Origin of the sequence: Cryptosporangium sp. NPDC048952 (assembly GCF_043197895.1) — a bacterium.
Taxonomy (GTDB): Bacteria; Actinomycetota; Actinomycetes; order Mycobacteriales; family Cryptosporangiaceae; genus Cryptosporangium.
Genome location: NZ_JBICTY010000001.1, coordinates 814,708 through 826,946 on the forward strand (window position 1 = coordinate 814,708; position 12,239 = coordinate 826,946).

15 protein-coding genes are annotated in these 12,239 nt (G+C 67.4%); 4 read left to right on the plus strand and 11 right to left on the minus strand.

Features of this window, described 5'->3' with window-relative positions; all coding sequences use genetic code 11:
• Positions 1-20: 20 nt before the first annotated feature.
• Positions 21-854: a polyphosphate kinase 2 gene (gene ppk2, locus ACGFY5_RS03795; RefSeq protein ID WP_392716981.1), complete on the minus strand. Its 834-nt coding sequence runs from the start codon at positions 852-854 to the stop codon at positions 21-23.
• A 4-nt stretch (positions 855-858) separates the two neighbouring features.
• Positions 859-1,824, minus strand: coding sequence for a 2-hydroxyacid dehydrogenase (locus tag ACGFY5_RS03800; RefSeq protein WP_392716983.1), 966 nt, complete (start codon positions 1,822-1,824; stop codon positions 859-861).
• 54 nt (positions 1,825-1,878) lie between these two features.
• On the opposite strand from ACGFY5_RS03800, the gene ACGFY5_RS03805 reads away from it, so the two are divergent.
• On the plus strand, positions 1,879-2,304 hold the full coding sequence (locus tag ACGFY5_RS03805) for a Fur family transcriptional regulator (RefSeq protein WP_392716985.1): 426 nt from the start codon (positions 1,879-1,881) through the stop codon (positions 2,302-2,304).
• A gap of 55 nt (positions 2,305-2,359) precedes the next feature.
• The gene (locus ACGFY5_RS03810) at positions 2,360-2,779 is read left to right on the plus strand and encodes a hypothetical protein (RefSeq protein ID WP_392716987.1); all 420 of its coding nucleotides are present in this window, start codon (positions 2,360-2,362) and stop codon (positions 2,777-2,779) included.
• A gap of 43 nt (positions 2,780-2,822) precedes the next feature.
• On the opposite strand, the gene ACGFY5_RS03815 is transcribed toward ACGFY5_RS03810, so the two are convergent.
• Positions 2,823-3,377 (minus strand): TIGR03086 family metal-binding protein, encoded by a 555-nt coding sequence (locus ACGFY5_RS03815; protein ID WP_392716989.1) that lies wholly within the window; start codon positions 3,375-3,377, stop codon positions 2,823-2,825.
• Positions 3,378-3,425: 48 nt separating this feature from the next.
• On the opposite strand from ACGFY5_RS03815, the gene ACGFY5_RS03820 reads away from it, so the two are divergent.
• The gene (locus ACGFY5_RS03820) at positions 3,426-4,241 is read left to right on the plus strand and encodes a DUF6597 domain-containing transcriptional factor (RefSeq protein ID WP_392716991.1); all 816 of its coding nucleotides are present in this window, start codon (positions 3,426-3,428) and stop codon (positions 4,239-4,241) included.
• Between the two features lie 36 nt (positions 4,242-4,277).
• Here ACGFY5_RS03820 and ACGFY5_RS03825 read toward each other — a convergent pair whose 3' ends face one another.
• On the minus strand, positions 4,278-4,817 hold the full coding sequence (locus tag ACGFY5_RS03825) for a flavoprotein (protein WP_392716993.1): 540 nt from the start codon (positions 4,815-4,817) through the stop codon (positions 4,278-4,280).
• An 18-nt stretch (positions 4,818-4,835) separates the two neighbouring features.
• Here ACGFY5_RS03825 and ACGFY5_RS03830 point away from each other — a divergent pair, with 18 nt between their 5' ends.
• A complete protein-coding gene (locus ACGFY5_RS03830) occupies positions 4,836-5,312 on the plus strand; it encodes a hypothetical protein (RefSeq protein ID WP_392716995.1) in 477 nt (158 codons plus the stop codon).
• Between the two features lie 182 nt (positions 5,313-5,494).
• Here the strand turns inward: ACGFY5_RS03830 and ACGFY5_RS03835 are convergent, their stop codons facing one another.
• The 7 genes from ACGFY5_RS03835 to ACGFY5_RS03865 form a co-directional block, all read right to left on the minus strand.
• Positions 5,495-6,616, minus strand: a complete 1,122-nt coding sequence (locus ACGFY5_RS03835) for an NAD(P)/FAD-dependent oxidoreductase (protein ID WP_392716997.1) — start codon at positions 6,614-6,616, stop codon at positions 5,495-5,497.
• A gap of 14 nt (positions 6,617-6,630) precedes the next feature.
• Positions 6,631-7,407: an amino acid ABC transporter ATP-binding protein gene (locus ACGFY5_RS03840; RefSeq protein ID WP_392716999.1), complete on the minus strand. Its 777-nt coding sequence runs from the start codon at positions 7,405-7,407 to the stop codon at positions 6,631-6,633.
• Positions 7,404-8,210: an amino acid ABC transporter permease gene (locus ACGFY5_RS03845; protein ID WP_392717001.1), complete on the minus strand. Its 807-nt coding sequence runs from the start codon at positions 8,208-8,210 to the stop codon at positions 7,404-7,406. Before ACGFY5_RS03845 ends, ACGFY5_RS03840 begins: the two co-directional genes overlap by 4 nt.
• An 87-nt stretch (positions 8,211-8,297) precedes the next feature.
• Entirely contained in the window at positions 8,298-9,209 is a 912-nt protein-coding gene (locus ACGFY5_RS03850; RefSeq protein ID WP_392717003.1) for an ABC transporter substrate-binding protein, read from the minus strand.
• 30 nt (positions 9,210-9,239) lie between these two features.
• A complete protein-coding gene (locus ACGFY5_RS03855) occupies positions 9,240-9,953 on the minus strand; it encodes a GntR family transcriptional regulator (RefSeq protein WP_392717005.1) in 714 nt (237 codons plus the stop codon).
• Between the two features lie 110 nt (positions 9,954-10,063).
• A complete protein-coding gene (locus ACGFY5_RS03860; RefSeq protein ID WP_392717007.1) occupies positions 10,064-11,665 on the minus strand; it encodes a phospholipase D family protein in 1,602 nt (533 codons plus the stop codon).
• 46 nt (positions 11,666-11,711) lie between these two features.
• Positions 11,712-12,194 carry a MarR family winged helix-turn-helix transcriptional regulator gene (locus ACGFY5_RS03865; protein ID WP_392717009.1) on the minus strand — a complete coding sequence of 161 codons (483 nt, stop codon included), beginning with the start codon at positions 12,192-12,194 and terminating at the stop codon, positions 11,712-11,714.
• Between the last annotated feature and the right edge of the window lie 45 nt (positions 12,195-12,239).

Genomic DNA, 12,239 nt, shown 5'->3' on the forward strand with positions numbered 1-12,239 from the left:
ATCTACCCGTTGGGCCTGGTTTAACTCACGAGCGTCGACGCATGGTCCGGCACGAACCGCTGCGAGTCCCGCGGCGGGCGCTGATAACCCGATGACTTCGGCCGCTTGGGTAGCTTGATCTTCGGCTCGCTGACGTGCTGGTACGGCACCGTCGACAGCAGGTGCGCGATCATGTTCAGCCGCGCCGAGCGCTTGTCGTCGCTCTCGACGACGTACCAGGGCGCTTCCGGGACGTCGGTGTGCACGAACATCTCGTCCTTGGCGCGGGAATAGTCCTCCCAGCGCGCGATCGACTCCACGTCCATCGGCGAGAGCTTCCAGCGGCGCAGGGGGTCGTCCAGCCGGGCTTCGAAGCGGCGCTGCTGCTCGGCGTCGCTCACCGAGAACCAGTACTTGCGCAGCAGGATGCCGTCCTCGACGAGCATCCGCTCGAAGAGCGGGCACTGGTGCAGGAAGCGGCGGTACTCGTCCTCCGTGCAGAAGTTCATCACGCGCTCGACGCCCGCGCGGTTGTACCAGGAGCGGTCGAACAGCACGGCTTCGCCCTGCGTGGGCAGGTGCTGGATGTAGCGCTGGAAGTACCACTGGCCGTGCTCGCGGTCGGTCGGCGCCGGGAGTGCCACCGTGCGCGCGTAGCGGGGGTTGAGGTACTGGCTGACGCGGCTGATCGTGCCGCCCTTGCCGGCGGCGTCGCGTCCTTCGAAGATCACGAGCAGCCGGTTGCCGGACTCACGTAGCCAGGCCTGCATCGTCACCAGCTCGGTCTGCAGCCGGAGCAGTTCGGCCTCGTAGGCCTTCTTCCCGACTCGCGCCGGTTTGGCCTCTTCATCGACATCAGGCTTGCGCTTTGCCATTTGTTCACCCTACGGGTGTCAACGGCGGCTCACCCGCGAGGACGGCAAGGATGTTGTCCACGGCCAGCGACGCCATGGCCAGCCGGGTCTTCGCGGTGGCGCTGCCGATGTGGGGTGTGAGCACGGTCTTGGTGCCCGCCGCCAGGAGGTCGGGGTGGACGTCGGGCTCGTTCTCGAACACGTCGAGTCCCGCGCCGGCGATCGTGTTGTCGAGCAGCGCTTCGGCCAGGTCCTTCTCGTTGACGAGCGGACCGCGCCCGGTGTTGATCAGGATCGCGTTGGGCTTCATGAGCTTCAGGGTGTCCCGGTTGATCAGGTGCCGGGTCTCGTCGTTGAGCGGGGCGTGCAGGCTCACGACGTCGGACTGAGCAAGCAGTTGCCCGAGGGGCAGGCGCACCGCGCCGAACCGGTCCTCCGCGGCCGGGTGCTGCGACCTCGCCGTGTACAGGATCTTCATGCCGAAGCCGAAGTGCGCGCGGTGGGCGAGCGCCTCGCCGATCCGGCCCAGGCCGACGATGCCGAGCGTCGCGCCGGAGATGTCGATGCCCATCGGCTCGCGGAGCAGCTGGAACGGGCCGGTCCCGTGCTCGCGGGTGCTGGCGTCGGACTCCGGAATCTGCCGGGCGACCGACAGCATCAGCGTCATCGCGAGGTCGGCGGTGGCGTCGGTGAGGACGTCGGGGGTGCGCGTGACGGTCGTCTTGGCCTTCTGGGCCGCGGCGACGTCGATGTTGTCGTAGCCGGTGGCTATCGTCGCGACGATTGTGAGGGTGGTGTTCGCGAAGACGTCTGCGGTGAGCTTGTCGGTGAGCTGGCTGAGGAGCGCATCAGCGTCTTTCGTGTGCTCGATCAGTTCCTCCGGGCTGAGCCCGTGGGGGGAGTCGAGCGCGACCACCTCGTGCCCCGCGTCGCGGAGGCGCTGGAGCTGTTCTGCGTGTACCGGCTGGGTGACGACGATCTTCGCGGCCATGTCGTCTGGATATCAGATGGCCAGAACTTGATTCGTTCCAGTTACCCTGGATGGGTGGCCGATGACAACACCCGCGCTCAGCTGCGCGACGCCGGGCTGCGGGTCACCGCGCAGCGGGCGTCCGTGCTGGATGCGCTGCGCATTCAGCCGCACGTGACCGCCGACGCCGTCGCCCGGTGGGTGCGGGAGCACGGTGTCACGATCTCGACGCAGGGTGTCTACGACGTGTTGGACGCGCTCACCGCGGTGGGGCTGACGAGGCGGATCGAACCGGCTGGTTCCGCTGCGGTCTACGAGGCGCGAGTCGGTGACAACCATCACCACCTCGTGTGCCGCACCTGCGGGGCGATCGTCGACGTGGACTGCGTGGTCGGGTCGGCGTCCTGTCTGGTGCCGACGGACTCGCACGGGTTCGCCGTGGACGAGGCTGAAGTGGTGTTCTGGGGCGTGTGCCCGGAGTGCCTGCGACTTTCGTCGTAATGGGATTCGCCTTCGGGGCGATGACTGGGTTCTGGTGTCGGCTGACACTCGGGGCATGGCTGTTCTGACGAAGCATCGACGGACGTACACACTCGGGGACTCGACGGTTCAGTTGGGTCGGTCGCCGCGGCACGGGTCTATCTCGCTGGCTGGTCGCACGTGGCCGGTCTCGGTGTCGAGTTTTCGGCGCCTGGCCGTCTCCGCTGGAGCGGTGCAGCTGGGTCCGTCCGGGGCCGTGCTGCCGGACGGGCCGGCGGGCTGGGAGGTCACTCGGCGGTCGGTGAGCGTCGTTCGGAACGGCGCGCGGATCGACGTCCGCGAAGAAGGCTTTCTGCGGAAGTCGACGTCGGTCGAGGTGACGGGGGAGTGGGCGCACCGGGACCTGGTTGCGATGACGGCGGCGTTCGCGTTGCTGGCGCGGCAGCGCCGCCGCCGGATGATCATGATCATGGCGGCGGCGAACAGCCACGGTTGAGTGTTTCGCGCCGGCTGGTCGCGGCCGCCAGCCGCGGGTGCGGTCAGGCGGGTGACCACGTGGGGTTTCGGCCGGTGAGGCCGAGGAGGCGGTCCAGGGGTGGGGCGTCGGTGGGGACGGGCACCTCAGGGCCGTAGACGCCCATTTCGCGGCCCATCTCGGCGGTGGCTCGGACGCCCTCGAGGATGGGGATCACTGTGGTGTCGGACCAGGTCGGCGACTGACCGGTGGCTCGGGCCAGGTCCCAGCCGTGGAGAACGACCTCACCGAGCACCATCCCGCCGATCATCGGCGCGGGCATCTCCACCGGGGCGCCCATGCGGGTCGTCCCCTGCCAGGCCTCGGGCGCGCTCCACACCTCGACGAGCTCGTCGAAGTGGGCGTCCAGCGCCTTCCGCCAGTCCGCGTCCGGCTCAACCGGGGCCACCTCCTGCTTGCGCGCGGCACCGACGAGCGGCGGCCCCCACTGAAGCAGATGGTTCACCAGCGCCCGGACGTCGTACTCGCTGCACGGCGTGGGCGCGCTGAGCTGGTCGTCGCGGAGGTTCCGGATGACGTCGCGCGTGGGGCCGGCGGTTTCGGCGATCAGGGTGTGCATGCTTCCCACGCTACGAATGGTGTCTTGAAAAAATGCGACGCTGTCGACGTGGACACGCGGGGCCAGCGAGGTCGGTGGGCTGAGTTCCAGACCCACTGGTACGGGTCGCCGTCGGCTGATCTGGTGCCGTTCGTTGCCCACTATTGGGCGGTGGAGTGGGATCTGCGAGGGCAGGAGCCGTTTCGGCAGTTGCTGCCCCCGCACGTGAACGTGCACCTGTCGTTCGTGGGGTCGTCGCCGGGCGTGGTGCGCGGGCCTGCCCGCCGTTTCTCCCACCGTTCGCTCTCGGGCACGGGCCGGGTGTTCGGCGTGGCCTTCCGTCCCGGCGCCTTCCGCCCTTTCCTGACCGTCCCGGTCTCGAGGTTGACCGACCAGTCCGTACCAGCGGCGTCCATCTTCACCCACGACCTAGCTCTCACCGTCGCCTCTGCGGCGGCCGATGCTGAGGCGTTGGCCGTATCGGCCGGTGCGGATGCTGTTGCAGTGGAGGGGCTTCTGCGCGGTGCGCTACCGGTGATGGATGACGCGGCCGCCGCCGCTCGGGACGCCGTCGAACTGATCGCGGCGGAGCCGGAGCTCATGCGGGTCGAGGCGCTCGCGACCCGGCTCGACGTGGGCGTGCGCTACCTCCAACGCCTCTTCGCCGAACACGTCGGCCTCGGCCCGAAATGGTGCATCCGGCGCTACCGACTCGCCGAGATCACGTCCCGCCTGGAAGCAGGCACGCCCATCGACTGGGCGTCCCTGGCCTTCGAACTCGGCTACGCCGACCAGGCCCACCTCAGCCGAGACTTCACAGCAATCCTCGGCGAACCCCCGAGCCGCTACGCCCTGCGCTACCCGTCCCAGCCCCGGCCGCGCTAGCCCCGGTCGCGCTGGACGCGGTCGCGCTGGAGGCGGTCAGGCTGGACGCGTCGGGACTGCCCAGGCCGGGTCGAACGCGGCGGCGATGGCTTCGCCGGTGCCGGCATCCGTAGGGCGGGGATCGTCGCGGCGACCGGTCTGCGGATCGACGAAAGTGACGCCCGCACCCCTCAACACGGCGAGATGAGGCTCGAACGCCGGATGCCCCCACAACGCGTCACTGACCATCGGAACAACAGTGATCGGCGTGCCACTAGCCAACGCCTCACACACCAGCCCAGCCGCATAGTTGTCCATGATCCCGCTGGCCAACTTGTTGACCGAGTTGAACGTCGCCGGACACACGACGACATGCCCGGGCGTAGGAAACCGCTTCGGCTCCCCGGGCCGCCGCTGCTCGACCAGCGGAGCGTGCCCCGTGACCCGCTGCACCTCTCCGGCGTCTACCCAGTTCAGTGCGCTTGCCGTGGCGACCACCCGCACGCGCCATCCGCTGTCTTGCGCCGCTTCGGCAACTTCGTGCACGCGGGCTGCCAGCGGGGCGCCGCACGCGACCAGCGCGAGGTACTCACTCACGTCCGGGACACTAATACGGTGGCTGCGGTAACTCTGGAAAACCTCGGTGCGTGGATGCTCAAGGGCAACGCGGACCGCGTCGATCTCACCGGCCGTTTCGCCGTCGATCCGCACGTCGACCAGTGGTGCGTCCGCCCGGGCTACCGCACCCGCCTCATGCGGGCGGGCCAGCCGGTCGTCTTCTGGGCCAGCGGATCGCGGGCGGGAGTCTGGGGCATCGGCCACCTGACCGCCGAGCCGTTCCTCGGCGAAGACGAATCCTGGCACGTTCCGCTCGACCTGACGATCGCACCGCCGTCCGAGCGGGTGCCACGATCCGAACTCCGCGCCGACCCTCGCCTCGCCGACCTCGAGGTCTTCCGCCAGCCCCAGGGCTCCAACCCGTCGTTCCTCACCGTCGAACAATTCACGGTGGTGCGGAGCTACGCGGTCTCCCAGGCGAACCCGTTCGGGTCGGTGAACGAACCCGCCTCGGCGACGATCGCGAGGCGGTGAGAACCGCTGCCCTCGACGCGATCGACACCGCTTCGTCGCACCGACGTTCTCGACGCCGATCAGCACGAGTGACACCGTGAACCCTCGGAATCCACTCGTCGGGGAGTCCGAGGAACGGACCTCGACGAGCCCGTCCAGGCCGATGGCTCGGACGCTTCTCGATTTCTGACCGCTTGGAAGCGCTACGCCTTCGCGAATCGGGACAGCCCGAAGTCGCTGAGGGATTCGTCCCGTCGACCGGTGAGTACTTCCTGTGCGACGACCTCGGCGAGATGAGCCGCGAGCGTGACGCCGCTGTGGGTCGCGACGGCATAGGTTCGGCGTTCCGGGTCGACCCAGTCGGCGATCGTGAGCCCGTCCACGGGAAGCACGCGAGTGCCCAGGCTCACGGTCTGCGTCGGGGTGTCCTTCAGAGCGGGGAACAGTTGCCGGACCCGATCGAGCAGCAGCGCGGGTACCGTCCAGATACGCGGGTCGTCGACCTCCCATTCCCCACCGGTGGGGTGGTCGGCATAGGTGATGCCGCCGTTCCGGGCCGGCCGAAGAGCGATTCCGTCGGCCCGGACCATGTGCGTGATGCCCGCGTCGACGGGTGCGGTGGTGCTGATGATTCCAACGCTCGCGCGTGGAGTACCGATGGAGCCGACGTTCGTGGTCGGATCCACTATCGGGAAGTCGATTCCGTCGCGGCCCAGAATCGCTCGGGAGCCGTTGCCCGCGGCGAGAATGACGGTGTCGGCGCGGAGGTCACGTCGACTGGTGACGACCTGTCCGGCTCGCACGTCGTCGACGCGGTGGTGAGGAAGGAAAACAGCTCCTGCGGCGACGGCCCGCTGCAGCAGAGTCAGGCACATGGTCGGGACGTCGATCCAGCCCTCCCGGGCGTAGCGGGCGCCTCCGACGAGGCCGTGGGCCGACAGGGACGGTTCGAGTTCGAGCACTTCGGCTGGGGTGAGCAGTTCAGCGGCGTAATCGTCGTCGACGAACCGCCCCACCTTCTGCCTCAGGGCGTCCATCTGCTCGGGGGTGTGGGCGAGCTGGACAGTGCCTGACTGGTGGAACCAGCGCTGACCGCCGCGCGTGCGGGCAGCACGCTCGTGCGCCTCGATGCCCAGAACGTTGAGCCGTCGGTAGGACTCGGGTGTCTTGTTGTTCGAGTTGATCCAGGCGAAGGTTGCCGCGCTGGTCCCTGATCCGGCTTCGGCCGCGTCGACGAGGGTGACCGCGGCCCCTCGCCGGGTGAGCTCGTCCGCGAGAGCACAGCCGAGGACGCCGGCTCCGACGATGATGACTTCGTGCCGCACGGTGCGAGAACCTTTCACGACGAGAGCGTTCCGACGCTGGCGAAGAACTTCTTGGCTCGCGACGCTGTGGGGCTGTGCAGGACGTCAGTGGGGCGCCCGCGCTCGACGACTCTCCCCGCATCCATCATGACGAGCTCGTCGGCAACCTCCTCAGCGAAGCGCATCTCGTGGGTGACGATGAGCATCGTGGATCCGTGCTCGGCCAGGCCCCGCATGACGGCCAGCACCTCGTTGACCAATTCGGGGTCCAGGGCAGACGTCGGCTCGTCGAACAAGAGGATCTCCGGTTCCATCGCCAGTGCGCGGGCGATGGCTACGCGCTGCTGTTGCCCGCCGGAGAGCTCGCTCGGGTAGTGGTCTTTGCGTTCCGACAGGCCGACCTGTTCCAACATTCGCAGCGCGGTTTCGCGGGCCTCGGCCTTGGTGGCTCTGCGTGTGAGCACCGGCGCGATGGTCACGTTCTCCAGCGCGGTGTAGTGCGGAAAGAGGTTGAAGTGCTGGAACACCATTCCGAAGTGGAGCGTCTGGCGTCTGGCAGTGCCCTTGGAGACGGGGACCCGGTGACCGCCGCGGAGTTCGTGGCCGATCATTTCGCCTTTGAACAGGATCGCGCCGGAGTCGATGTCCTCGAGCATGTTGACCGTCCGGAGCAAGGTGCTCTTGCCGGATCCCGAAGGCCCGACGATGCACGTGACCGATCCGGTGTCGATGTCCAGGCTGACCCGGTCGACCGCCTTCAACGACCCGAAGTGCTTGCTTACCTCGATCAGTTGCAGCAGCGGCGGTGTCACTGGGATCCCTTCGCGTGGGCGATGGTGCGACGTGTGAACCCGCGCGCGTATCGCTTTTCGAGTCGGGCCTGGCCGAACATTGCGATGCTGGTGAGAACCAGGTACCAGAAGACTGCGACTGTCAGCAGCGGGATGGTTTGGAAATTGCGGGCGTAGATCGTCTGGACCGTCGTCAGCAACTCGGCGTACCCGATGACCGACACCAGCGAGGTGCTTTTGAAGATCGTGATGACCTCATTGGCAAGAGACGGTGTGATCACTCGGATCAGCTGAGGACCGAGGATCTTCTGATAGGCCAGAACGGGCGGTAGCCCGAGAGATTTGCACGCCTCGAACTGGCCGGCGTGCAGTGCCAGGACTCCGGTGCGCAGAATCTCGGCCGAGTACGCGCCGAGATAGATCGCGAGCCCGATGATCGCCGCACTGAAGCGACTGATCAGGTCGTTCGCAGGGATGTGAGCGAAGCTGGGCCCGAAGGGAATGCCGATGTCGATCGTAGGGACGAGGGCGCCGAAGAAGAAGACGACGAGCAGCATGACGAGGGGCGGCATCGCCCGCATCGCCCAGATGTACAAGAGGGCGAAGGTCCGCAGTACGGCCAGTGACGACATGCGGCAGATCGTCGTCAAAACCCCCAGGACCAGTCCGAGGACGGTCGTGAGCACCGTCAGGTAGATCGTGTGGAGCAGGTCGTCGATCACCACCTGGCTGAACAGGTACGAGGCGACGACGTCCCATTGCCAGTTGTCGTTGAAAACGAAGAAGCGGAAGGCCACCAGCGCGACGTAGATCGCGAAAGCCATGCTGACCCAGTGCGCGATCCGGGGACGAGGCCTGATGGGCAGGGACGCGAGAGTGGCGGGGTCCGGTCGGGTCGTCGTCGTCATCGGTCAGCGCTTCGCCAAGCTGTTCTTGCTGTTGACGGGCATCTCGGGGATGCCGAAACCCACTAACTTCCACTGCTTCAGGAGGGCCTCGTAGACGCCGTCATCGACCAGCTTCAACAGCGCGCCGCGCAGGGCGTCGCGTAGTTGGGGGTCGTCTTTACGGATGCCGATCCCCACCACGCTGCCCTTTTCCTGGAAGATGATTTTGAAGAGCTCAGGGCTGGTCTGCGTGTTGTAGGCCATCTGTGGGAGATCGCCCCAGAAGGCGTCGGCCTCTCCGCTCTTGACCGAAAGGATTCCGGCCGCCGAATCCTGGTAGCCGTTGATCTTCAGCTCGGGCAGCCGACGTGCGACGCAGTCTCGTGAAATCGTCTCCAGGCTTCCTTGCTGCGAGGTTCCACGGGCGTAGCCGACACTCAAGCCACACATCTTCTCGCGGGTGACGCTGTCCTGCTCGAAGCCTTTGGCGGCGATGACGGCGGTGCCGTTCTGCAGGTAGTCGATGAAGTCGATCTTGGTCTGCCGCTCGACGAAGTCCGCGATCGAGGCGATGGCGTCGTAACGCTTGGACTCCAGCCCGGGAACCATGGCGTCGAAGGTGCCCTGCTGGAATCGGACCTCCACTCCCATGATCTTTCCAGCGGCCCTGAGCAGGTCGGGGTTCAGGCCGGCGATCTTGCCTTCGTCGTCGACGAACTTGATGGGTGTGACGTCGGGGTTGATGGAGACGGTGAAGTGGCCCTGATTTTTGATCCGCTCTGGCACCAGTGCGGCGATGGCCTCGTCCTTCTTGACGGAGCCAACGATGTCGGCAGCTCCGGCCTGTTGCTGCGAGCCTGTTGTCGGATTGGCACAGGCGCTGAGCGTGCCAATGGCAATCACGCAGGCCACGGCCCAACTCGCGGCACGCTTCACTGTTGCCTCCTCGGGGTGAATGGAACCGCGTCAGTCGTTGTGGTCGGTGTATTCGATGTAGAACTCCAGCGCGCCGGGCCTGAGGTAGTAGGCGGTGGATTCGGCGAGCTGGCCGTTCGGTTGCCACATCAGTCGGCGCCGGAGCAGAGCGGCTTGACCTGGCTCGATTTCCAGCAATCCGGCGTATTCGTCGTCGAGCAGGACCGGCTCGAAGTACATTCGCGACTTCGCGATCGGCACGTCGGTGTCGGCGAAGTAGGCGCGTACGGACACGGTCTCGAGATTCTCGTCGAGCAGGCGCGGTACGAGCCGGAACGGGATCGCGGCCACTTCGACGACGATGGGGCTCCCGTCCAGGTCTCGCCGGACCCGCACGAGCTGGGTCACGGCCTCACTCGCCGGTACGCCCGGCAACTTCACGCGTGCCTGCTCGGCGGGGAGGACGCCGGCTGATACGACCGACATCTGTCCGGGTAGCCCCGCGCTGTCCAGCCGCGGATCCACCGATCGCATCAGGTTGATCTGGCGGGCGCCGTCTGCGACGTGTGTGCCCAGGCGCTTGCGGCGTACGACCAACCCATCGCGAGCCAGGTCGTTGAGCACCCGCTGGGCCACGGACCGACTGACGCGGTGCTCGGCCTGGAGCTCGGCCTCCGTGGGGACCTTTGCTCCTGGCTCGAGGTCTCCGGACATGATCCGGGCCTCGAGCTGCGCACGGATCACCTGGTGGATGGACTTGGTCATGCAAATGACCGTACAAATAAACTAAAGACCGGTCAATAGAAAACTGACACGGTTCGTAGCGCCCGAGAACTCGTCAGGGGCGACGCTGCCGCTGGCTTCGAGCGGGCGGGTCAGAAGTCGTCGTTGCGGCGGAGTTTGCGGGGGCGGCCGTCCGGGTCGAGGAGGTACTTGTACAGGGGGTCGGCCCAGAAGCCGGACAGGGGCTTGAGTTTCGCCGGGGTGTAGGGACGCAATCGTCCCTGCGGGCGCGAACCCGACTTTCCGTTCTTGTGCCACTCGTCCAGAGCTTCGGCCGACTCCTTGAACGCGCGGAACGCCGCCACCGGGTCGCTCAAAGCGTCGACCTGGTGCTTTTGCAGTTCCAGGTGCTCGGCCGCGAGCAGGAGCCGCAGGTCGCGGGCGTACACCCGTGCGCCGTCGCCCAGCCCCGCGGGGTCTTGCGGCTCGCGCTGGTCACGTTCCTCGTCGATCACCGCGCAGGTGAGTTCGGAGTCGTAGGTCCAGGAGCGGCGGTTGAGGTTGTCGGAGCCCACGACCGCCCAGATGTCGTCGATCACGCAGACCTTCGCGTGGACGTAGACCGGCGTGCCGTCGCGGTTCTCCGGCCCATAGACGGCGACGCGGTCGGGCGCGACGGCGCGGAACTTCTCGAGCGCACGGTTGCGGCCGAGGTTCTCGCCGGTCGTGGAAAGCCCGGTCTGGTCGGGAAAGGACGGAACGACGGCGATCAGGTGCAGATCAGGGTTGTTGTTCAGCGCTTCGGCGAAGCACGCGGCGACGTCCTCGGACCACAGGTACTGGTCCTCGAGGTAGATCAGTTTGCGGGCCCGCTTGAGCGCTTTGAGGTAGGCGCGGGCGATGCTGCGCTCACCGCCGGGCGCGAACGGGTAGCTGTTGCGCCGTCGGTGCGGGTAGGTGCGCAGGATCTGCACGGCCTGTGTGCCGCGCGGCTCGGGGTCCGGCGGCTGCTCGGGCAGCGGGTCGGGCGTGATGTCCCGGTGGCTGAGGCGGTCACGCGCGACGCGCATCAGGTTGTTGGAGAGCGGGCTGGGGTCTTCCCAGCGCTCTCGGAAGACGGTGTCGACGTCTCCGACGGCCGGGCCACGCATCGCGACCTGGACGTCGTGCCAGGGCGGCCGCTCCCCGTAGACGTCGGGCATCGGCTGGGCCTGAGGGTCGCCCTGGTGGTCGGCGTCGTCGCGCCGGCTGTGGCCGAGGTCGATGCCGCCGACGTAGGCGATGTCCTGTTCCGGGTCGCCGGGGTGCCGGATGACGACGAACTTCTGGTGGTGGGAGCCGCCGGTGCGCACGCGCATGTCGAGCAGCACCTCGCCGCCGGCTTCCTCGATCTCAACGCCGAGGTGGCGATTCTCTTCGGCGCTGAACTGCAGTTTGTCGAGGTGCGAGCGCCAGACGAGGCCCTTGACGACGACGCCCCTCTCGGCGGCCTCCGAGAGCACGGAGCGGACCGTGCGGTCGGGCTCGGCCAGGATTTCGTCCGGGTCGCCGCGCCAGTCGGTGAAGAAGAGGATGTCGCCCTTCTGGGCTGCGTCGATCGCCGTCAGCAGGTCGGCGAAGTACGTGGATCCGTGGACGAGCGGACGAACCTCGTTGCCGGTCGTCCAGGCGATGCCGTCGGGGTGCCGGGAATCGAGCCGCGTCGAGGGGTTGCCGCGCTCGTCCGCGGTGAGGAACCAGTCGTCGAGGGGCATGCTGTGCTGTTACCCCCTTGGGGCGTCTCGGCACACGCCGGGTGGGTCACACCGCGATCGGCGGCGCGGCGGTCAGGCGCGGCGGGGTCACGGCGTCGGCGACCGAATCGGCGAAACGGCGCAGGCCCGCCGCGAAGCGGACGACATCGTCGTCGGACCAGTCGTCGAGCCCTCGCGAGATCAACTCGACCATCTGCGTGCGGTGAGCGCGCAGCGTCGCCAGACCGGCGTCGGTGATCGCGAGCCGGTGCACACGGCGGTCGGTCGGGTCGGTCGCGCGGGCGACGAGCCCCGCCTCGATCAGCGCAGCCACCTGGCGGCTGATCACCGACAGGTCCACCCGCAGTCGTTCGGCCAGGTCGCTCGCGCGCTGCTCGCCCTCGGCGGCGAGGATTCCGAGCATGGGGATCGCTCCGGCCGCGCCGACGTTGTTCCCGACCGCCGGTACGACCCGGTGGAACTGACGCTTGATCTCGCCGATCGCGGGCAGCTGGTCGAGCAGCTGAGCGCAGGCCTCCTGCGACGCCATCGTCGCCTCCTCAATAGTTGCTCTAACCAACCATACTGCGGGATG

Coding starts and splice junctions, on each gene's coding strand:
- ACGFY5_RS03855 (WP_392717005.1), bottom strand. CDS start 9,953: ATGACCAAGTCCATCCACCAGGTGATCCGTGCGCAGCTCGAGGCCCGG.
- ACGFY5_RS03810 (WP_392716987.1), top strand. CDS start 2,360: ATGGCTGTTCTGACGAAGCATCGACGGACGTACACACTCGGGGACTCG.
- ppk2 (WP_392716981.1), bottom strand. CDS start 854: ATGGCAAAGCGCAAGCCTGATGTCGATGAAGAGGCCAAACCGGCGCGA.
- ACGFY5_RS03815 (WP_392716989.1), bottom strand. CDS start 3,377: ATGCACACCCTGATCGCCGAAACCGCCGGCCCCACGCGCGACGTCATC.
- ACGFY5_RS03845 (WP_392717001.1), bottom strand. CDS start 8,210: ATGGCTTTCGCGATCTACGTCGCGCTGGTGGCCTTCCGCTTCTTCGTT.
- ACGFY5_RS03860 (WP_392717007.1), bottom strand. CDS start 11,665: ATGCCCCTCGACGACTGGTTCCTCACCGCGGACGAGCGCGGCAACCCC.
- ACGFY5_RS03865 (WP_392717009.1), bottom strand. CDS start 12,194: ATGGCGTCGCAGGAGGCCTGCGCTCAGCTGCTCGACCAGCTGCCCGCG.
- ACGFY5_RS03800 (WP_392716983.1), bottom strand. CDS start 1,824: ATGGCCGCGAAGATCGTCGTCACCCAGCCGGTACACGCAGAACAGCTC.